The sequence below is a fragment of the Lederbergia citri genome, from assembly GCF_018343625.1.
Classification (GTDB): domain Bacteria; phylum Bacillota; class Bacilli; order Bacillales; family Bacillaceae_C; genus Lederbergia; species Lederbergia citri.
On the sequence record NZ_JAGYPG010000004.1, the window covers coordinates 224009 to 244412 of the forward strand.

Annotated in this window: 21 protein-coding genes, 1 pseudogene and 1 riboswitch; of the genes and pseudogenes, 16 read left to right on the plus strand and 6 right to left on the minus strand. The window is 37.9% G+C overall.

The genetic code is table 11. The features are described 5' to 3' along the window. The first annotated feature begins 99 nt into the window (after nucleotides 1–99). Genes hisA through hisIE form a run of 3 tightly spaced genes read left to right on the plus strand, consistent with a single transcriptional unit; the run spans nucleotide 100 to nucleotide 2217 of the window. On the plus strand, nucleotides 100–804 hold the full coding sequence (hisA, locus tag KHA97_RS20650) for a 1-(5-phosphoribosyl)-5-[(5-phosphoribosylamino)methylideneamino]imidazole-4-carboxamide isomerase (RefSeq protein ID WP_213126684.1): 705 nt from the start codon (nucleotides 100–102) through the stop codon (nucleotides 802–804). Then, nucleotides 801–1562 carry an imidazole glycerol phosphate synthase subunit HisF gene (gene hisF / locus KHA97_RS20655; protein WP_213126685.1) on the plus strand — a complete coding sequence of 254 codons (762 nt, stop codon included), beginning with the start codon at nucleotides 801–803 and terminating at the stop codon, nucleotides 1560–1562. Before hisA ends, hisF begins: the two co-directional genes overlap by 4 nt. Continuing rightward, nucleotides 1552–2217, plus strand: a complete 666-nt coding sequence (hisIE, locus tag KHA97_RS20660; RefSeq protein WP_213126686.1) for a bifunctional phosphoribosyl-AMP cyclohydrolase/phosphoribosyl-ATP diphosphatase HisIE — start codon at nucleotides 1552–1554, stop codon at nucleotides 2215–2217. Before hisF ends, hisIE begins: the two co-directional genes overlap by 11 nt. A gap of 39 nt (nucleotides 2218–2256) precedes the next feature. Here the strand turns inward: hisIE and KHA97_RS20665 are convergent, their stop codons facing one another. Continuing rightward, entirely contained in the window at nucleotides 2257–3390 is a 1134-nt protein-coding gene (locus KHA97_RS20665; RefSeq protein ID WP_213126687.1) for a zinc-dependent alcohol dehydrogenase, read from the minus strand. Nucleotides 3391–3516: 126 nt separating this feature from the next. On the opposite strand from KHA97_RS20665, the gene KHA97_RS20670 reads away from it, so the two are divergent. The 5 genes from KHA97_RS20670 to acsA all read left to right on the plus strand — a co-directional run bounded on the left by KHA97_RS20670 (nucleotide 3517) and on the right by acsA (nucleotide 9268). Continuing rightward, entirely contained in the window at nucleotides 3517–4662 is a 1146-nt protein-coding gene (locus tag KHA97_RS20670) for a trans-sulfuration enzyme family protein (RefSeq protein WP_213126688.1), read from the plus strand. Between the two features lie 88 nt (nucleotides 4663–4750). Further along, nucleotides 4751–4861: riboswitch (SAM riboswitch) on the plus strand. Nucleotides 4862–4995: 134 nt separating this feature from the next. Beyond that, a complete protein-coding gene (locus KHA97_RS20675) occupies nucleotides 4996–5964 on the plus strand; it encodes an aliphatic sulfonate ABC transporter substrate-binding protein (RefSeq protein WP_213126689.1) in 969 nt (322 codons plus the stop codon). Nucleotides 5965–5985: 21 nt separating this feature from the next. After that, nucleotides 5986–6825 (plus strand): ABC transporter permease, encoded by an 840-nt coding sequence (locus KHA97_RS20680; protein WP_213126690.1) that lies wholly within the window; start codon nucleotides 5986–5988, stop codon nucleotides 6823–6825. A gap of 14 nt (nucleotides 6826–6839) precedes the next feature. After that, nucleotides 6840–7559 (plus strand): ABC transporter ATP-binding protein, encoded by a 720-nt coding sequence (locus tag KHA97_RS20685; RefSeq protein WP_213126691.1) that lies wholly within the window; start codon nucleotides 6840–6842, stop codon nucleotides 7557–7559. Then, nucleotides 7556–9268, plus strand: a complete 1713-nt coding sequence (gene acsA, locus KHA97_RS20690; RefSeq protein ID WP_213126692.1) for an acetate--CoA ligase — start codon at nucleotides 7556–7558, stop codon at nucleotides 9266–9268. The genes KHA97_RS20685 and acsA overlap by 4 nt, the downstream gene beginning before the upstream one ends. 85 nt (nucleotides 9269–9353) lie before the next feature. Here acsA and KHA97_RS20695 read toward each other — a convergent pair whose 3' ends face one another. Next, the gene (locus KHA97_RS20695) at nucleotides 9354–9662 is read right to left on the minus strand and encodes a DUF3243 domain-containing protein (protein ID WP_213126693.1); all 309 of its coding nucleotides are present in this window, start codon (nucleotides 9660–9662) and stop codon (nucleotides 9354–9356) included. 128 nt (nucleotides 9663–9790) lie between these two features. Here KHA97_RS20695 and KHA97_RS20700 point away from each other — a divergent pair, with 128 nt between their 5' ends. The 3 genes from KHA97_RS20700 to KHA97_RS20710 are packed head-to-tail and all read left to right on the plus strand — an operon-like array spanning nucleotide 9791 to nucleotide 13254. Next, nucleotides 9791–11245: an FAD-binding protein gene (locus tag KHA97_RS20700; protein ID WP_213126694.1), complete on the plus strand. Its 1455-nt coding sequence runs from the start codon at nucleotides 9791–9793 to the stop codon at nucleotides 11243–11245. Then, nucleotides 11242–11778 carry an MFS transporter gene (locus tag KHA97_RS20705; protein ID WP_213126695.1) on the plus strand — a complete coding sequence of 179 codons (537 nt, stop codon included), beginning with the start codon at nucleotides 11242–11244 and terminating at the stop codon, nucleotides 11776–11778. The genes KHA97_RS20700 and KHA97_RS20705 overlap by 4 nt, the downstream gene beginning before the upstream one ends. 3 nt (nucleotides 11779–11781) lie before the next feature. After that, nucleotides 11782–13254, plus strand: coding sequence for an amidase family protein (locus tag KHA97_RS20710; protein WP_213126696.1), 1473 nt, complete (start codon nucleotides 11782–11784; stop codon nucleotides 13252–13254). Between the two features lie 346 nt (nucleotides 13255–13600). On the opposite strand, the gene KHA97_RS20715 is transcribed toward KHA97_RS20710, so the two are convergent. Next, nucleotides 13601–14515, minus strand: coding sequence for an MBL fold metallo-hydrolase (locus KHA97_RS20715; RefSeq protein WP_213126697.1), 915 nt, complete (start codon nucleotides 14513–14515; stop codon nucleotides 13601–13603). A 124-nt stretch (nucleotides 14516–14639) separates the two neighbouring features. Here KHA97_RS20715 and KHA97_RS20720 point away from each other — a divergent pair, with 124 nt between their 5' ends. Continuing rightward, the gene (locus KHA97_RS20720; protein ID WP_213126698.1) at nucleotides 14640–15791 is read left to right on the plus strand and encodes a DEAD/DEAH box helicase; all 1152 of its coding nucleotides are present in this window, start codon (nucleotides 14640–14642) and stop codon (nucleotides 15789–15791) included. A gap of 183 nt (nucleotides 15792–15974) precedes the next feature. Here the strand turns inward: KHA97_RS20720 and KHA97_RS20725 are convergent, their stop codons facing one another. Further along, nucleotides 15975–16217: a hypothetical protein gene (locus KHA97_RS20725; protein WP_213126699.1), complete on the minus strand. Its 243-nt coding sequence runs from the start codon at nucleotides 16215–16217 to the stop codon at nucleotides 15975–15977. A 138-nt stretch (nucleotides 16218–16355) separates the two neighbouring features. Here KHA97_RS20725 and KHA97_RS20730 point away from each other — a divergent pair, with 138 nt between their 5' ends. The 4 genes from KHA97_RS20730 (at nucleotide 16356) to KHA97_RS24680 (ending at nucleotide 19338) form a co-directional block, all read left to right on the plus strand. Then, nucleotides 16356–17750: an anthranilate synthase component I family protein gene (locus KHA97_RS20730; RefSeq protein WP_213126700.1), complete on the plus strand. Its 1395-nt coding sequence runs from the start codon at nucleotides 16356–16358 to the stop codon at nucleotides 17748–17750. Then, complete coding sequence (gene pabA / locus KHA97_RS20735; protein WP_213126701.1) at nucleotides 17747–18328, plus strand: aminodeoxychorismate/anthranilate synthase component II; 582 nt, start codon at nucleotides 17747–17749, stop codon at nucleotides 18326–18328. Before KHA97_RS20730 ends, pabA begins: the two co-directional genes overlap by 4 nt. A gap of 1 nt (nucleotide 18329) precedes the next feature. Then, nucleotides 18330–19169 (plus strand): aminodeoxychorismate lyase, encoded by an 840-nt coding sequence (pabC, locus tag KHA97_RS20740; RefSeq protein WP_213126702.1) that lies wholly within the window; start codon nucleotides 18330–18332, stop codon nucleotides 19167–19169. A gap of 88 nt (nucleotides 19170–19257) precedes the next feature. Further along, a complete protein-coding gene (locus tag KHA97_RS24680; RefSeq protein ID WP_407658057.1) occupies nucleotides 19258–19338 on the plus strand; it encodes a putative holin-like toxin in 81 nt (26 codons plus the stop codon). A 37-nt stretch (nucleotides 19339–19375) separates the two neighbouring features. Here KHA97_RS24680 and KHA97_RS20745 read toward each other — a convergent pair. Together KHA97_RS20745 and KHA97_RS24685 are read right to left on the minus strand one after the other, a co-directional pair. Next, nucleotides 19376–19615 (minus strand): annotated as a pseudogene (locus KHA97_RS20745) (transposase); the annotation flags it as partial. A 155-nt stretch (nucleotides 19616–19770) separates the two neighbouring features. After that, nucleotides 19771–20127, minus strand: coding sequence for a methyltransferase domain-containing protein (locus KHA97_RS24685; protein ID WP_213126880.1), 357 nt, complete (start codon nucleotides 20125–20127; stop codon nucleotides 19771–19773). Nucleotides 20128–20404 lie beyond the last annotated feature (277 nt).

Consider the following 20404-nt stretch of genomic DNA (forward strand, 5'->3'; position numbering starts at 1 on the left):
GTAACATGGTGTTATCCGGGAGTAATGCAGTGATATCCAAAGGTGATTACCTGCACGGGAATGTTTTAAAATAGAATCTTTGTTTCAGGGGGCTGCAAATTGAAAATTTTACCTGCAATGGATTTAATAAATGGAAAATGTGTAAGGCTTTATCAAGGAGATTTTAATAAAACAACTCAGGTGGGAAGTGACCCTGAGTCCCAGCTGAAAACGTTTATTGAAGATGGAGCGGAAATCATTCATATCGTAGATTTAGACGGAGCCCGTTCGGGAAAGCCAGAGCAAATCGAACTGATTACAAAGCTTTGCTCAATTAGTACAGTTCCCATCCAAATTGGTGGAGGAATTCGATCCATTGAAACAGTAAAGGCATACATTGAAGCTGGTGTAGCGAGAGTGATTTTAGGTACAGCTGCAATAAATGATGAGCAGTTTTTAAAAGAAGCTCTAGCAAACTATAAAGATAATGTTGTAATTGGTATTGATGCTAAAAATGAAAAAGTAGCTGTCAGTGGTTGGGAAACGGAAACGGATGTTGATTATATCGAGTTTGCTAAGAAAATGGAAGAACTCGGTGTAAAGCGCATTGTGTTTACTGATATTTCTAAAGACGGTACCATGCAAGGTCCAAATCTTGAACAGCTAAAGAAAATCAATGATGCCGTTAAATGTGACATTATTGCCTCTGGTGGTATTAGAAATCAAGAAGACTTAGAGAGAATATCAGCAATTGGAATCAATGAAGCGATCGTTGGGAAAGCGATGTATGAAGGTACAATCAAATTAAGGGGTGGCGCTTTATGACAACAAAAAAAATTATTCCATGCTTAGATGTAAAAGACGGAAAAGTCGTGAAAGGAATTAATTTTGAAGGTATGCGCGAAATGGGAGACCCTGTTGAAATGGCGAAATCCTATTCCGAAAATGGTGCTGATGAATTGGTGTTTTTAGATATATCCGCTACTACTGAAGGGCGCGATACAATGGTAGATGTTGTAAAACGTGTAGCTGAAAAAGTGACAGTTCCATTTACTGTCGGAGGCGGTATCAGAACACTGGATGATATTGAACGAATTTTAAATGCAGGTGCTGATAAAGTAGGAATTAACACTGCCGCAGTAGCACGACCTGAATTGATTGCAGAATCCGCTGAGAAATTTGGCTCTGAGCGCATCGTCGCAGCAGTGGATGCTAAACTTTTTCCGGACGGCACATGGCATGTTATGACTCACGGAGGATTAAAGGATACTGGCATTGACGCCATCGAGTGGAGTAAAAAGCTTGAAGAACTTGGAGCGGGTTCTATTTTGCCGACAAGTGTTGACCGTGACGGTGTGAAAGATGGCTATGATTTAGAACTTACGAAAGCAATAGTAGATGCCGTTAAAATTCCGGTCATAGCTTCGGGCGGTTGCGGGAATGCGGAACATATTGTAGAAGTGTTTGAAAAAACAAATGTAGATGCGGCTTTGGCGGCTTCCATTTTTCACGAAGGTATTGTAACCATTGGTGAAGTAAAAGCACTTTGCAAGGAACGAGGAGTTGAAGTAAGTGAAGCTTGATTTTTCCAAAGGCCTGCTTCCTGCGATTATTGTAGATGATCGTACTCAAGAAGTGCTTATGCTTGCCTATATGGACGAAACTGCCTTTAATAAGACCGTAGAAACGAAAGAAACTTGGTTTTATTCACGTTCTAGAAAAGAATATTGGAATAAAGGAGCTACTTCAGGAAACAAGCAAATTGTAAAGTCCATACAGTATGATTGTGATGGTGATACCCTTTTAATTAAGGTGGATCCGTTAGGACCTGCATGCCATACTGGTGAGAAAACATGCTTTTTCCATTCGGTTCAGTTGGAAGGCGAAGTAGGTAGTGGTGCTCAGGATGAATCCCAAACGATTTATGCTGATTTAATGGAAGAAATCCAAGATCGAAAATTAAAACCTGTGGAAGGGTCTTACACAAATTATTTGTTTGAAAAAGGCGTAGATAAAATCGCTAAAAAGCTTATTGAAGAAGCCGGAGAAGTCATTATAGCTGCAAAAAATAATGACAAGGAAGAGCTAGTATATGAAACGAGCGACTTACTGTATCATTGCCTCGTTCTCCTTGCTAATCAAGGCGTTACACTAGAAGATGTGGAAGCCGAGCTCCGCAAGCGCTCTTCGAAAAAAGGAAACGCCAAAAAAGAAAGGCCGGAAATTGAAAATTGGTAAGGGGTAGTAAAAAAACTGCCCCTTTTTTGAATCTCATTACTATGGTTTTAACACAACCTTAATACATTCATCTTCATGATCGTTGAAAATTTGGTATGCATGAGCAGCTTGATCCAATGGTATTTTATGAGTAATAATTTCCGTTGGATCGAATTCCTTAGTGACGATTTTTTCAAATAGTTCAGGCATATAGTGAACAGCAGGAGCCTGTCCCATCTTTAGAGTAATATTTCGCGAAAAGAATTCGCCTAAAGGAAATAGATTATAATTGGATCCGTATACTCCGGTTAACTGAATCGTTCCATATTTTCTAACAGCTTTCATCGCGATTTCAATCGCACTAAGTGTTCCGCCTTGTAGTTTTAATTTCTGTCCAACTGTTTCCATTGGTGTTTTTTTGCCATCCATGCCAACACAGTCGATTACTACGTCTGCCCCGCCATTTGTAATTTCTCTTAAATATAGGCCAGCGTCTTCATTTTGTGTAAAATCGTAAATCTCAACTTTATTTATTTTCTTTGCATGTCTCAAACGATAATCAACATGATCGACTGCAATGACTCTTCTTGCACCTTTCATCCAAGCAAATTTTTGTGTCATAAGCCCAACTGGACCACAGCCTAGTACAATGACAGTATCCCCTTTTTTAATACCCGCATTTTCAATACTCCAATAAGCTGTAGGTAAAACATCCGAAAGGAAAAGAAGCGATTCATCTTCAAGTTCCGTTGATTCAGGTATGACGAATGGAAGGAAGTTTCCGAACGGAACTTTTAAGTATTCAGCTTGACCGCCAGGATGATCCCCGAACATTTCCGTATAGCCGAGATATCCTCCAGTATCTAAATGAGGATTGGCATTATCACATTGGCTTTCCATATGATTTTGACAATAAAAGCATTTCCCGCAGGCTACAGTAAACGGAATGACAACACGATCCCCTTTTTTCACCTTCGTGACTTCAGGTCCCACTTCCTCTACAATTCCCATTGGTTCGTGTCCAATAATATAATCGTCACGCATTTTCATATTTCCAAGATAAAGGTGAAGGTCAGATCCACAAATAGCAGTGGATGTAATACGAACGATAATATCATCTTTCTTTTCAAGCTTCGGTTCCGGCACATTTTTCACTTCAATTTTCTTTGCTCCCTGATACGTTACTGCCTTCATTGAAATCCCCCTCACTTTAAGAACAGATATTTCTATATTGCCCATATCTAGATTTTTCACCCTTTGACACTGTAAAGAATTAAAAGTATAATCTCAATTATTAATCAACTTAGGAGTGAATTACAGATGAGTGACGTTTCTTTTGATACATTGTCTGTCCACCAATCACTAAAAAATAAGAACCATTTTACGAGTAAAGCAACACCTATTTACCAAACGTCCTCATTTTCATTTAAAAATCTGGATGAATTAGAAAGTTACTTTGAGGGTGAAACGCCGTACTTATATACACGCTATGGCAACCCTAATACAGATGAATTAGGTGCTGCAGTGGCTGCTTTAGAAAGTGCGGAATCAGGAGTTGCCGCTTCATCTGGGATGTCTGGGATTTTAGCAGGAATAGTCTCTGTTGCAAAAAATGGCGATCATATTGTCGCATGTGATGATTTATATGGTGGTACATATCATTTACTTGATACGGAACTTAAGAACTTTGGAATTGATGTCACATTCGTGTCTTTCGCAAATGAACAAGAGATTAGAGAGGCTATTCGTGAAAATACGAAACTATTATATACAGAAACAATTACAAATCCATTTTTACGTGCGGAGAATATAGAGATGCTTGTCAGCATAGCCAAAGAATTTAATATTGCTACAATGGTAGATAATACTTTTGCAACTCCATATGTTTTGCAGCCGTATAAAGAAGGAGTGGACCTTGTCGTTCATAGTGCTACAAAATATCTTGGTGGACATAGTGATGTTTCCGCGGGTGTGATTGTTGGAAGTGAGGAATTGATTCAATCCGTCCGCCAAAAAATTATTAGTCTCGGAGCAAATTTAAGTCCATTTGAAGCGTGGCTTACGTGTCGAGGAATAAAAACTCTCGCCTTGCGAATGGAAAAACAAAATAATAATGCTCAATATATTGCAGACGAGCTTAAGGAAAATGCCAATGTTCAAAAAGTGTACTTCCCTAAGTCAGTGTCCGAAAAAGGAAATGGAGCAGTCGTTACAATCGAACTATCACCTCAATGTGACATCCATACCTTTTTTGCATCGCTTGGATGGATTAAAATTGTTCCTTCGTTAGGTGGGGTGGAAACATCGGTGTCTTATCCATTTGGAACGTCTCATCGAAATTTGCCTCCAGAAGCACAAGAAAAACTAGGTATAAATGAACGTGTTATTCGCATATCCATTGGAATAGAAAATCCAAAAGAAATCTTAGCTGAGCTTATATCAGCAATTGAAACATCATTAATTTAGAAAAAAATGGTTTGACACATCTAATAAAGTGTTTTATACTCTCATTACAAATGAAATGTATTAATGCTTTAAACAACTAAATTACGATCTCTTATCAAGAGTGGCGGAGGGAATAGGCCCTATGAAGCCCGGCAACCTGCAAACATTATGTTTGGCAAAGGTGCTAAATCCTACAGATCATGGATCTGAAAGATAAGAGGAGGCACCCGATAGATAAAGGCCCTCTTCTTAGGAAGGGGGCCTTTTTGATGTTAAAAATGTTAAATCGTTGAGTAACTTACTTTTACTAAGCCGAGTAAATCTATCATATTAATCATAATTGGAGGAAGCAAAATGAAATCATCGTTTACTAAACTATTATTTTTACTTTTGGCATTGGTCACAATAACAGGCTGCTCAAGTCACGCGAGTGGAGCAAATGGTAAACCGAAAAAAATCATCTTGGATTACGCTTATTATTCGCCGACGAGCCTTATTTTAAAGGAAAAAGGATTTGCAGAGGAATTATTTAAAAAAGAAGGGATAGAGGTAGAATTTGTACTGAGTCAAGGAAGCAACAAAGCACTGGAGTTTTTAAATTCAAAAAGTGTTGACTTTGGTTCATCTGCTGGTGCAGCCGCCCTTCTCGCAAAAGCGAAAGGTTCGCCTATACAAACGGTCTATATTTTTTCAAAGCCAGAATGGACAGCACTCGTTTCTAAAGACTCTTCAATTAATAGTGTTGAAGAGTTGAAAGGGAAAAAAGTAGCTGCGACGCTTGGAACTGATCCATATATTTTCCTATTACGCGCATTAGAAGATAAGGGACTATCTGCAAAAGATGTAGAAATCATCAACCTTCAACATGCAGATGGAGCAGCAGCTCTCCTGTCTGGGGAAGTGGATGCATGGGCAGGACTAGATCCGCATATGGCAAGAGTTGAAAAGGAAGTTGGAGCGAATCTTTTTTACCGAAACCCAGATTTTAATACGTATGGAACGTTAAACGTTCGCACAGATTTTGCTGAAAAATACCCAGAATACGTGACTAAGGTCATTGAAGCTTATGAAAAAGCTCGGCAGTGGGCGATCGATAATCCTGATGAAACGGCTGAAATTTTAGCAAAGGAAGCTCAAATTGATTTGGATGTTGCCAAAATTCAAATTGGACGGAATGATTTTTCCACTTCTAAACCTAGCGATGAGCAGATAGCTGCCATTACTGCTGCAGGCGATGTGTTAAAAAATGAAGGGTTAGTCGAGGGAGAGGCAGATATCGAAAAAATCGTTAAAGAATTAATTAATCCAAGTTATTTTAAATAAGACAACAAGGCGGTGCTTTCTATGAGTGGAAGAAGTGAAGCGATTGAAGTTGTTGTAAAAAAGCCAAAAACACGTGATATACAAAAAAAGAATAAATTTAATTTGAATTGGATACTTGGAGGTATTATTCCTCTAATTCTATTGGTTTCTTGGGAAATAGCTGGGAGATTTGGGTTCATTGAAGCCCATCTTCTCCCTACTCCTTCTAAGATAATAAAAGAAATTATTGAAATGGGAGCAACCGGTACCTTGTGGGGACACATTGGGACAACGCTTTTTCGAGTAGCGTTCGGATTTTTTCTAGGTACGATAGCCGCACTCATTCTTGGGTCAACTGTTGGATATTTTTCTGTCATCGAGAAATTACTAGATCCATTGATTCAGGCGTTTAGATCAATCCCTTCATTAGCTTGGGTTCCCTTGTTTATCCTTTGGATGGGAATTGGAGAGTCATCAAAAGTTACTCTCATTGCTGTCGGTGTATTTTTTCCTGTCTATTTAAACATCGTTTCTGGCATTCAAGGGGTCGATCGCAAACTGATTGAAGTCGGAAAAATATATGGATTCACGTCTACGCAAACATTAAGAAAAATTATTTTACCTGCATCACTGCCTTCCTTTCTAGTAGGACTGCGAAGCGGGCTAGGGCTTGGCTGGATGTTCGTTGTAGCAGCTGAAATTATGGGAGCAAGCAAAGGATTAGGCTACTTATTAGTTGTTGGTCAAAACACATACTCTCCGCATTTAGTCATTGCGAGTATTTTATTATTTGCCGCTATAGGGAAGTTGACTGATTCATTGTTAAAAAATATCGAGAAAAAATCGCTTAGCTGGCAGGATAGCTTTTCTAATCAGCGCTAAAGGAGGACATCGAAATGTTGGCGGTACAAAATATTACAAGAACTTTTAATGACGGAAAAGCTGGTTTTCGAAATGTCACTTTTTCCATTGAAGAGGGTGAAGTGATCGGGATACTTGGTACGAGTGGCTGTGGGAAAAGTACGCTATTACGTGTGCTTTCGGGTCTAGATAAGGAATATGAAGGGCAGTTCTCCTTTTCCAAACGAACGGTAGGCATGATGTTCCAAGAGCCGCGTTTGATGCCGTGGCTTACCGTTCATGAAAACATTTGCTTCGGAGTTCAAAAAGGACAGAAAAAAGAATTGGCCGAGGAACTATTAAAATTGGTTGGTCTAGAAGAATTCGCAGATCATCATCCTAAAGATTTATCTGGAGGAATGGCACAGAGAACGGCCATTGCTAGATCCCTTATAACTGAGCCAGATGTGTTGCTATTAGACGAACCATTTAGTGCTCTTGATGCTTTTACAAAAATGCAGCTCCAAGATTTGTTGCTCTCCATTTGGCAAAATAGAAAAACAACGACCATCCTCGTCACTCATGATATAGACGAAGCTTTGTATCTAGCTAATAGAATTTTTATTTTGCGCGGACAGCCAGGAGAGCTATATGCCGAAATTAAAATAGATCAAGCGAAACCACGTTCACGAGGAGACGTTGCATTAGCTGAGAAAAAAGCAGAAATATTAACCTTACTTGATTTAAATCATAATTCGAAGGAGGTAAAATTATGACAAGACAATCGATTATTCCTCCTAGCGGTGGTTCTTACAATGTCCAGAATGATCTTGTCAATAGTCATTCTTTTAATTGGAAAGAAATTAAAAAAAACTTTAGTTGGCATAATACTGGGAAAGTCAATATGGCATATGAATGTGTAGATCGCCATGTTGAGGATGGGTTTGGTGAAAAAATTGCCATTCATTATATAGCGGGAAATAGTGAAGCCACATTAACTTATCGGAAACTGAAAGACGCGACCGATCGTTGGGCTGCTGTCTTAAAAAAGCACGGAGTAAAAAAAGGAGACTTTTTATTCGTATTTTTGCCTAAACATCCTGAATGTCATATCGCCATTTTAGCAGCGATTAAACTAGGGGCGGTTGTAGGACCACTATTTGAAGCATTTATGGAAGAAGCTATTCGTGACAGAATTGCAGATTGTGAAGGGAAGTATCTAATTACAAACGAAGAATATTTACAGCGTGTTCCGCTAAACGATTTACCAAGCTTAGGAACAATTTTTTTAACCGATGAACAGATTAAGACAAATCACGCCATTTCGATTCCAAAAGCGCTTGCCCAGACAGAGGTAGAGGAAAATGTTATTGAATGGGTGGATCTTGAGGATGGCTTGAATATCCATTATACGAGCGGCTCAACTGGGAAACCGAAAGGAATCATTCATGCCCATAGAGCGATGATTCAACAATATATTACAGGGCGTTGGGTTCTGGATTTAAAAGAAAATGATATTTATTGGTGCACTGCCCACCCAGGCTGGGTGACGGGATGTGTGTACGGTGTATTTGCTCCTTTACTAAACCGGGCAACAATCGTGTTGCATGGCGGACGTTTCAATGCCGACAGCTGGTATGAAACGATTGAAAAAGCGGGTGTGACAGTTTGGTATAGTGCACCTACAGCATTCAGGATGCTAATGGCTGAAGGTGTTGATACTTTAAATCGATATGATACTAGTTCGCTCCGCCACATTTTAAGTGTTGGTGAACCTCTTAATCCAGAAGTCATTTATTGGAGTATAGAGCATTTGCAATTGCGAATCCATGACACGTGGTGGATGACCGAAACGGGTGCACAATTAATTGTGAACTTGCCGACGGAACCGATTAAGCCAGGATCAATGGGGAAACCATTACCCACAATAGAAACCGCCATTTTAGATGATGATGGAAACAAGTTGCCAGTCGGGGAAGTTGGACATTTGGCGATTAAAGGTCCATGGCCGTCGATTATGAAGGAAGTGTGGAGAAATGAAGAAAAATATCGATCATATTTTCCTTTTGGACCCAACTGGTATTTGTCAGGTGATCTAGCATTAAAAGATGAAGATGGCTATATCTTTTTCCAAGGCAGGAGCGACGATATGATTAATTCTTCCGGGGAACGAATCGGACCGTTTGAAGTAGAAAGCAAATTAATAGAACATCCTGCCGTTGCCGAAGCTGGTGTGATTGGAAAACCGGATTTTATCCGTGGAGAAATCGTCAAAGCCTATATCGTATTGAAAAAAGGATATACATCGTCCCCTGAATTATTAGCCGACATTCGCCTCTTCGTCCGCAATCGATTAGCGGCACACTCAGCCCCACGTGAAATTGAAGTAATAGAGGAATTACCGAAAACAAAAATAAGCGGAAAAATTTTGCGTAGAGAATTGAAGGCTAGAGAAATAGAAAAATTATATCCAGTAGAAGTATGAAAAAGAACCCATTGTTGTGGGTTCTTTTTTTAGCATTAATGATGGAAAATAGAGTTGACATAGCTTAAGGAACTGCTGGGAATTATCATTTCACCATATTTATTAGTATATGTGCAAGTTGATGTTGCTGATTCTTGTCGGCGGTTTTCCACATTTCTTTGAGTAAATGTTCCTCACGATTTCGTGGTTCCTCATGGGCTGCTAAATAGTTTCCTACTTTTTCAGCAGCTTTTGCAAGAGATTCTTCACTAAGTCCGAGCTCTTCTCCTTTTTTTACCTGTTTAGCTAAATAGGATTTAAAAGAATCGAAACTAGCTAGAATGTCTTCCTTTTTTTCTTCGTCCATTTGTTGTAGCTGTTGTTCAACTTTTTCTTGAGAATTTGATGAATCCATCTATATACATCTCCTTTTAGTTGATACTGTTACATTTCCTTTTCTGGAACAGGTTAAACTATTAAAATATAGAAGAATAAACTCTTGTAATCATATAAAATAGAATTACAGATTCGAAACGGGAGGGTATGGTGAATAATATTTTTCACAAAAAGCGATTAGCCATTTTTTTAATCATTTTTATATTGTTCTACTGTTGCTTTTTTGTATTTTCTTATCTAAAAAAAGATCAGGATAATCTACTTATGAATGATGTAGGACGATTAGTACCTATAAAAGTAAGAGAGGTAGTAAAAGGTCAGGAAATAGAACAATTCAACCAGCTATTATTAGATGCAAAAAAGAAAAACTTAAAAATATCAATCGCCGGAAAACAGCATAGTCAAGGTGGACATACATATTATAAGGATGCAATTGTTCTTGATATGACTACATACAATAAAGTGATTAAAGTAGATTCCAACGAAAAACTAGTAACTGTCCAAAGTGGGGCTACTTGGGCAGACGTTCAAGAAGCGATTAACCATTATGGTTTATCTATAAAGACAATGCAGGCTCCTAATATTTTTACAATAGGAGGCTCCATGAGCGTGAATGTTCATGGAAGGGATATTCGTTTTGGACCACTAATTGAAAGTATCCGTTCTTTTCGAATAATGAATGCGAATGGTGACATATTGAATGTCAGCAGGACAGAAAACGAAGAATTATTTCGACTTGTTAACGGGGGCTACGGTTTATTCGGAATTATTTTAGATGTAGATATTGAGTTAACAGACAATGTTTTATATAAGGCAACGAATGAGTGGATTGACTATCACGACTACCCCCTATATTTTAAAGAAAAAGTTTTGGATAATCCCGAAGTAGAAATGCATAATTCAAGAATTTCCGTTGCTCCTAAAAGTTTTTTAATCGAAATGTATGTGACGAATTATTATAGGACCGATGAAGAAAAATTGGAAGATTTCACTGATTTAGTGGATGAAAAATATATTCGTAGAAATAAGTTTGCCTTTGGTCTTTCACGCCGTTCAAATTGGGGTAAAAACTTTGTTTGGTTCGTTCAAAAGCATGCTTTTAAAGAAGGAAAATCAGAGTTTATATCTAGAAATAATGTCATGCGTCCAGAAGTAGAATTTTTAAATTATGAAGGAAGAAATGATACTGACATACTTCAGGAATATTTTGTCCCTGTTGATGATTTTCCAAAGTATATTGATAGGTTAAGAGGCATTTTATCCGAAAGTGATTTAAACGTTTTGAATATTACCATCAGATACGTTCCGAAAAACAAAGAAGCCTATCTTTCATACGCTAAAGAGGATATGTTTGCACTCGTTTTTTATATTAACCAAGGAATTTCAGCGAAGGAAATCGAAAAGACAGGGGAAGTAGTTAGAAAAATAATAGATTTAACAATTGAAATGAATGGATCCTATTATTTGCCTTACTACCAGTATCCCACGAAGGAGCAAATGAGGGAAGCCTATCCACTCACAGACGAATTTTTCCAAAAGAAAAGAGAATATGATCCAGATGAGAGATTCATGAATCAGTTTTATGAGGAGTATGGAAAATGAGATGGATCGTCATATCGCAAAGTATTGCTATTCTCGGGAGCAGTCTCGTTTTTCCATTTTATTTAATTTTTATTAAAGAAGTCGGGGGAGGTTTTCTACAGTACGGCATTTCCTATGGTTTGTTTACGATTAGTTCGTCACTCGTCCATATCATTGTAGGCAAATGGTCAGATAGATTAGGGAGAAGATTATTTTTGTTAATTGGAAGCTGGGGAATGTCGGTTCTATTGTTATGCTTCCCTCTTGTAACGGATGTATGGCAAGTATATTCGTTGCAAATCGTCCTTGGCATTATTGGAGCAGCACAGAAGACAAGTGAAAAGGCAATGCTCGCTGATTTTACCGAGCATGGAAAACGTGGAATCGCTATTGGAAAGTATCATTTTTGGACATCGGTTTTTACTGGAATTGCCGTCATGCTTGGCGGATTTATCATTGATTTATTTACTTTGGATATTATTTTTTATGTGAGTTCATTTATTTTATTTATTGGCGGCTTTTTTGTATTAAAAATAGAAGAAACGGAGAATTGAAAAATGCAAAATCCTAATTTGAAAACATTACACGACGAATGGTTGATTGAAGCAACAATTGATGATTTGCAGGAAAAATTAGCTTCTGGTCAAATTACCTCTGTTGACCTTGTACATATGTATTTGCATCGAATTTCCCATTTTGATGGGGAGATTCGTTCAGTACTTGAGGTAAATCCAGATGCTTTACATATTGCGGCGGCATTGGATCTGGAACGAACACAAAAAGGGCCAAGAAGTGGACTGCATGGAATCCCAGTTTTATTGAAGGATAATATTGATACAGGGGATAAAATGCATACGACTGCTGGCTCGTTGGCTCTAGATGGACACTTTGCTGCAAAGGATTCTTTCGTGGCAGCTAAACTACGTGAAGCAGGAGCGATTTTACTCGGAAAAACGAATATGACCGAATGGGCTAATTTTATGACAATTGGGATGCCGAGTGGTTACAGTTCTAGAGGTGGGCAGACATTAAATCCGTATGGTGAATTTGATGTTGGAGGATCTAGTTCTGGATCAGGAGCGGCGATCGCAGCAAATTTTGCAGCTGCTTCAATTGGAACGGAAACGTCTGGTTCTATCCTGAACCCATCTTTGAAAAATTCACTCGTGGGGATTAAGCCAACAGTGGGACTCGTAAGTAGAAGTGGAGTTATTCCAATTGCCCATACTCAAGATACACCAGGACCAATGGCAAGAACCGTGAAAGACGCAGCACATGTACTAACTGCGATTGCGGGAGTAGATGAAAAAGACCCTGCTACATTAACCAATTCTGGAAGTAGTATTGATTATGCTGCTGGATTAACCGAAACAAGCTTAAAAGGGTATCGAATCGGTATTGCCGGAAAACCTTTTTCCGATCGTTTAAATAAGCACAAAATAAAACTGATAGAAGAGGCAATTGATCGTTTACGTGAGTTAGGGGCAGACATCGTAGAAGACATTGTCATACCATCTGCCGAAGAAAAATGGGGTTATGAAGTATTAGTATATGAGTTTAAGCCAGATTTAAATGGTTATTTACGTTCAACATCTTCTTCGAATGAAATCCGTTCACTTGCAGATCTGATTGCATTTAATTACAAACACCCGAAGGCAATGCTTAAATACGGACAAAAGTTGCTAATAGAATCCGAGGATACAAGCGGTACATTAATAGAAAAAGAATATATTGATGCATTGGAAAAAGACCAATACTTATCACAAGAACAAGGAATTGACTTTGCCTTAAAACAACACAACTTGGACGCTATCTTCTTCGGAGGCGACAGAGGCTCCGTAATTGCGGCTAAAGCTGGTTATCCAACAGTCATAGTACCTGCAGGCTACACTCCTAATGGTGAACCATTCGGTGTATCTTTTAGTGGCACCGCGTATAGCGAAGAGACCTTGTTAAAAATAGCCTACGCCTTCGAACAGGCAACCAAACATAGAAAGCCTCCTGTAATGAAGGGCGGTAGTGGGAAATAGAGCTCACATCAGGTGGGAATGCTAACATTGGGAGGCGTTTCGTGAGGATACCGAGCGACCGGAAAATAGAGCGGTTCGACTTCGAAAGCGACCGTGTTCGATGGCGAATAGAGCGTGTCTGACGGCGAATAAATGTGTCACAACTTCTAATAAAGCCGTCCAAACAGCTAATATAATTGGGAATTAGCTAATAGAATCGTGAAAACAGCTGATAGATTGTTCAAATCATCTATCTAATAGAATTTTCGTAAGTTTAAAAGTTACACTGAATATAAAAAAAGAATATCAAATTCCATTAAAAAGAAAGGTCGTACCATAACGGTGCGACCTTTTATAGTATTCGAGGCTATAACTTTATCGTCTCTCCAATGTTCATGGCTTTCAAGCGCTCTTTATCTAAATCACGTCGTTCCCACTCAGCATTCATTCGATCCAACGCTTCCTTCGGGGTGTCATCAGCAAGGCGATAGGCACCGTAGTGCATCGGAATCATGTAACGAGCTTCAGTGTCTATAAAAGCTTGGATAGCTTCTTCTGGATTTACGTGCTGGCTCGACATAAACCATTCAGGTTCATAAGCTCCGATTGGCATTAGGCAATAATCTATGGAATGCCGCTTGCTGATTTCTTGAAATCCTTTGAAATAGCCACTATCTCCTGCAAAATAAATACAATGATTTTCATCACTAATAATCCAACCACCCCAGTGTGATCGGTTTGTATCGGTTAACGTTCGTTTTGTCCAATGTTGTGCGGGGGTAAAAGTAACATCCACGTCTTCCAGTTTTTGATTGTCCCACCAACTAAATTCTTCTACACTTCGAAACCCTTTTTTCTTAAACCATTTTCCAAGTCCAATTGGAACTAAAAATGTAGGGTTACCTTTTAATTTTTTTATAGAAGAGTAATGCAGATGATCATAATGACTGTGTGAGATAAGCACCAAGTCAATCGACGGCAAATCAATTATTGCTAGACCAGGCGGTGTAAGACGTTTATCCATACCGAGTCGCATAGCCCAAACCGGGTCCGTCAATATGTTTTTTCCATTCAGTTGAATAAGAAAAGTTGAATGGCCAATCCACGTAATCGTTGGTTCGGAATTATTTGATTGTAAAAAACTGACCTCGGGATTTACAGTTGGAACTTGATATGACAAATCTTTTTTCTTGCCTTTTCTTTCTTTTCTCCAATTTCGTAAATCTTTAAATGATTTGGCAGTAGAAACATTATCTAAGTTTTCATAACGTTTATTTTCCATGATAATTCCTCACAATTATGGTATATTCTCTAGTTTACCATTTGGAAAGCAACAGGAAATCATTTTTATTCAAGGTGTAAAGTGTAGTATGATATTCTTTATAACGTAAAAGTGAGGAAACAAAATGAATATATTCTCTAATTTAAAACCTTCCCTGCAAACAATTTGGGAAAAATCCAACTTTAAAAACCCAACTCAAATACAAGAAAAAGCAATACCTGCCATATTAGAAGGGAAAGACCTAATTGCAGAATCTCCAACTGGAACTGGTAAAACAGTGGCCTATTTATTGCCGATTTTAGAAAAAATTTATGAAGAACATAACGGATTGCAAGCTGTCATTTTAGCGCCTTCCCGCGAACTCGTCATGCAGATCTATCAAGAGGTACAAAAATGGACAGAAGGAACAAATATAAAAAGCACTTCACTTGTAGGCGGTGCCAATATTAAACGGCAACTTGATAAGTTGAAAGAAAGACCACAGCTTGTAGTCGGAACACCAGGAAGAATTTTAGAATTAATAAAAATGAAAAAGTTAAAAATGCATGAAGTGAAGACAGTTGTGCTGGATGAAGGGGATCAACTTTTAAATAAAGAACATTTAGATTCAGTGAGAACCATTGCAAAATCAACAATGAATGACAGACAGCTATTATTATTTTCAGCAACCCAATTGGTTGAACCAGATCAAATTATCGCAATGATTGGGCGAAAACCTGAATTTATTAAAGTTGAAAGAACAGAAAGTCAAACAGCGAAAGTAAACCATTTCTACTTACTTTGTGAACAGAGGGAGAGAGCAAAGCTCCTTCAAAAGATAGCTGCCATGAAAGGTGTAAAAGCACTTGTGTTCGTTAGGGATGTAGGAAATATGACTGTTCTAGCTGAAAAGCTTGAATTCGAAAAAGTTTCCTTAGCGATTCTGCATAGTGAATTAGGAAAAAATCAACGCGAAAAAGCGATCAGATCCATTCGAAATGGAGAAATTAATTTATTGCTTGCGACAGATGTAGCTGCAAGAGGACTCGATATCGATGGTTTGACTCATGTCATTCACTACGACTTTCCAAATGATATGGACCAGTATATACATCGCTCGGGAAGGACAGGGAGGATGGGAGCTGCTGGGACAGTAGTTTCATTCGTAACTCCGAGGGATGAACGAGAACTAAAGAAATATGGAAAGACATTAAAAATATCAATTCAACCACGAAGAATCTTTAAAGGGCAGTTCGTTGAATTAAACAATAAAGGTGTAAGACAATCAAAGAAATAATTTAAAACTAGCGTTATAGCAGGGACGCAGGTTTGGAATTTATCTTCAGTATGATAACTTGCAGGGCAAAGCTGTCTGTTTTAAGTTTGAAGAAGGAATCCAATTACAACTTTACGCCTTGCAAGATTAAATACATTAAGTTGAAAAATAAAAGGGGAAATCGTCATTAAGTACGATTTCCCTTTAAGCTTTCTTATATGCCAATCTCTTTTTATAGTAATCTATCGTTCCAAGTTCACAATTTAAAAGAAACTCCATTTCATCTAAATGTTTTCTCTCAACAACAGGGTCGTCCTTTGACCAAGCTACTGTATAGATAAAATAGTAATCTTTTATTTGTCTGAATATCACATCTGAGTTGGGAAATTCATCAAAACGAGCTTTAATATTATAATGTCTCGTATACGACCATTTTAATATCTCCAACCATTATCCCACCCTTCATTTCTTCCATTATAAGGTGAATTGATAGAGTTGAAAACATATTTTTGTCATGGATATTGCAATCTTTCCAGATACGATTAAAATTAAGCTGATAACCAAGATTGGAAGCGAGGTTTAGCTTTGGAAGCATTAATATATGAAAAAATACCTTTTACGAAAGAGAAGTTTTTCGATACATATGTTCATTTAACCGCAGATCGCAATCATCATGTGCTACTTGAAAGTGGACGTGTTGGAAAATATAGCATAGCTGGTATATCACCATTCGCAATCATTCAGGGAAATGAGAATGAAGTTGTCATTAATCGTATGGGAGAGAAAACCGTTTTATCCGGGAAACCATTAGACGTACTGGAATCTTGGATGAAACAATTTGAATTTACTCCAATTCCAGGAATTCCGGATTTTCAAGGAGGAGCCATTGGATATATTAGCTATGACTACGCTTGGTGCATTGAATCGCTGCCTAATATAGCGAAGAACGATTTGCATTTCCCACTCATTTACTTTTTAGTTTTCGATGAATGGGCGGTTTTTGACCATGAGGAAGAGTGCTTATGGGTGATGGTGCTGAATCGTGATAATGCGAAGGGAAAACTGGCTGAGGCAATTGCAAAATGGAATGAAACTCCTACTACTATAAAAAATTCGGAGGTTCTCAAAGTAGGGAGTCAAGAACTCCAAGTATCGTTTTCCGAAGAGGAATTTGTTTGCGCAGTCGAAAAAATTCAGCAATATATTTCAGAAGGAGATATATTTCAAGCTAACTTAACGGTTAGACAATCAAAGGAATTAAATATCGCCCCAATTGAAGTATATAAAGAATTGCGTATACTGAATCCTTCTCCATACATGGGATATTTACATACTCCAGAATTTCAAATTATCTCGGGTTCACCTGAGCTTTTAATAAAAAAAGAAGGAGATGTCGTAAGTACAAGACCAATCGCAGGAACGAGGCCACGTGGTATCAACGATGAAGATGATGCTCGCCTTGCTAATGAATTAATACAAAATGAAAAAGAAAATGCCGAGCATATTATGCTTGTCGATTTGGAACGCAATGATCTTGGAAGAGTGTGCGAATACGGGTCGGTAAAAGTAGACGAATTGATGACCGTTGAAAAATATTCACATGTCATGCACATCGTGTCGCTAGTTACTGGTCAATTATCTCCTGACAAAAGCTCCTACGATTTAATCGAAGCAGTTTTTCCCGGAGGTACAATTACAGGTGCGCCAAAAATCCGTACGCTTGAAATCATTGAAGAGCTAGAGCCAGTCAAACGTGGTGTATATACGGGATCTCTAGGCTGGATTGGTTTTAATCATGATGTTAATTTAAACATTGTGATCCGTACGATGCTAGTCAAGGATGGTATATGCCATGTTCAGGCAGGTGCAGGGATTGTCATTGATTCTGACCCAAAAGCTGAGTACGTAGAGTCGTTAAGAAAAGCGGCAGCACTTTGGAAAGCGAAGGAAGAGGCAGAAGAGAGGAGATTGGGATTATGATATTGATGATCGATAACTACGATTCCTTTACGTACAATCTAGTGCAATATTTAGGCGAGCTTGGTGAAGAAATAGTCGTTAAAAGAAATGATGAAATCTCAATCGAAGAAATCGAACAACTTCAACCGAACTATTTAGTCATTTCACCAGGTCCGTGTACGCCTAATGAAGCGGGAATATCTCTTAAGGCAATTGCACATTTTGCAGGTGAAATTCCAATTCTCGGTGTCTGTCTTGGTCATCAGGCGATTGGACAAGTGTTTGGCGGTGAAGTTGTAAAGGCAGAACGACTTCTCCATGGGAAAACATCTGACATCTATCATGACGGTAAATCGATTTTTTCTAATATCCGTAATCCATTTCGTGCCACTCGCTACCATTCTTTAATTGTAAAAAAAGAGAGCTTGCCGGATTGTTTAGAAGTATCCGCATGGACAAATAAAGGGGAAATTATGGGAGTGCGTCATAAAGAATTACCAATTGAAGGCGTTCAATTCCATCCGGAATCGATAATGACGGAGGCAGGCAAACAGCTCCTGCACAATTTTCTTATCTGCTATCGAATGGAAGTAATATAAAATGTTTATTTATATAAACGGGCAATTTTTAGAAAAAGAAAAGGCGACCATTTCTCCATTCGACCATGGCTATATCTATGGACTTGGAGTTTTTGAAACCTTTAGAACGTACGATGGCCATCCGTTTTTATTGAAGGAACATTTGGAAAGACTGAATGCTGGATTAAAAGAAATGTTAATCTCTAGGACATTTGAATATGAAGAAGTTCTTCAAATTATTGAAAAGCTTTCGGAATTAAATGGTTTGAAGGATTCATACATAAGATTCAATGTCTCCGCAGGTATAGGCGAAATTGGACTGCAAACTGATTTCTACGATGACCCAACTGTTATCACGTTCCAAAAGCCTCTTCCCTATATTAGTGGAGTAGTGGAAAAAGAAGCGGTTGTTTTAGAACTAAGGCGAAATACTCCAGAAACAACGTACCGTCTAAAATCGCATCATTTTTTAAATAATGTTGCGGCAAAAAGAGAATTAGGATCAGACCCAAGTAAAGAAGGGATATTTCTTACGGATAAAGGGTTTATAGCTGAAGGGGTCACTTCGAATGTTTTTTGGATGAAAAATGGAGTGTTATATACACCTGCATTAAAAACGGGGATATTAAATGGCATCACTCGTCAGTTCATAATGAAATTGGCTAGTCAGGCAGGAATGTTAGTCGAGGAAGGCTTCTATAAAATAGATATATTAGAAGATGCGGATGAAATCTTCTTAACAAATTCTGTTCAAGAAATTGTTCCAGTGAATAAATTGAAGGACAGCATCTATCCAGGAAAAAATGGTGAATACTTTAAAAAGCTGAGTCAGATATATAAAAGTAATTTGAATTTTAAATAATCAGAAAAGCATATGGTAGAAGCGATAGATTTGGTTTCTCAGGGCGGTCGGTACATGCTCCTTCAATTAGGAGGGAGGTGAATCCCGTATGACAGTATTCGAAGCAATAACTATCATGATTTCATTCTCACTATTAATCGTCGCCTTACTGTCATTTAAAAAAGACTAAAACCGCCACTGAGTTAGCTGAAGTGACATATTTTTTATTAAGCGGCTTGTTGGGCAAGAGTTCGATACTGTATCGGACTCTTGCCTTTTAATTTTGTTTTTATACGTTTGTTATTATAGTAATCCATATATTTCTCCAGTTCATGTTTAAAGTGTTCAATGTTTTCAAATTCGTTTATATAAAGAAATTCAGACTTCATAATGCCGAAGAAATTCTCAATTACAGCGTTGTCATAACAGTTTCCTTTACGGGACATACTTTGAGTTACTCCATGTTTTGGTACTTTTGTGCCAACAAAGGGAACCAGCTATCGTATGGCCGTTTCGATGTTACCAGCATCGAAGCGGTTTTTTTACTTTATGTTCTTTATGTTTTACTTACCAATATTAACCCTAATTTTCAGAAAACAAAAGCGTTTTTGTTTTGTTATCACTATTTGCGAACCTTACAAATATAAAATGAAAGACTCTCGTATGTATCATAAGCCTCTTTATCAATAATGAGATGATCAGATTGTGAGATTACCTTTTTAAAATCCTCGAATGATTTATTCTTTTCAAAATCCATGACCATTATATAACCCTTATCTTTCAATAGGTTAAAACATTTATCCAATACATTTTCATATTGTTTGGATTCTTCTAAAGTAGAACCAATAATTGTAACTATATCAAATTGATTTTCTCCCAGTGTCGTTTCTATAATATTTTCACAAATAACTTGAGAAGGATTTGGATGGCCTTCTATCTGTTGTCTAAAAGAAAAAATATTGCAAATATCTGAATCAATATCACCGCTTGTCTTCTTCCCCGTTCATTTCTATGATCTCGCAATCCCATCCAGTAAATAAATCGTTCGCAATCTCTTTTAAGCGGTTTAAGATGTCCTAGTTTAAGCATGTATAACCAGTACTTTATAGCGATAACTAGATGATATTAAGTTTAAATATGGCATGTCTATTCCTTTAAAATAGGACACTAAAATACCCTCATTTTCATGACAACCAAACAAATGTTTGGTATAATAATGGTAACCTACATAAAATGGTTTTGGAAGGAGGGTTTGA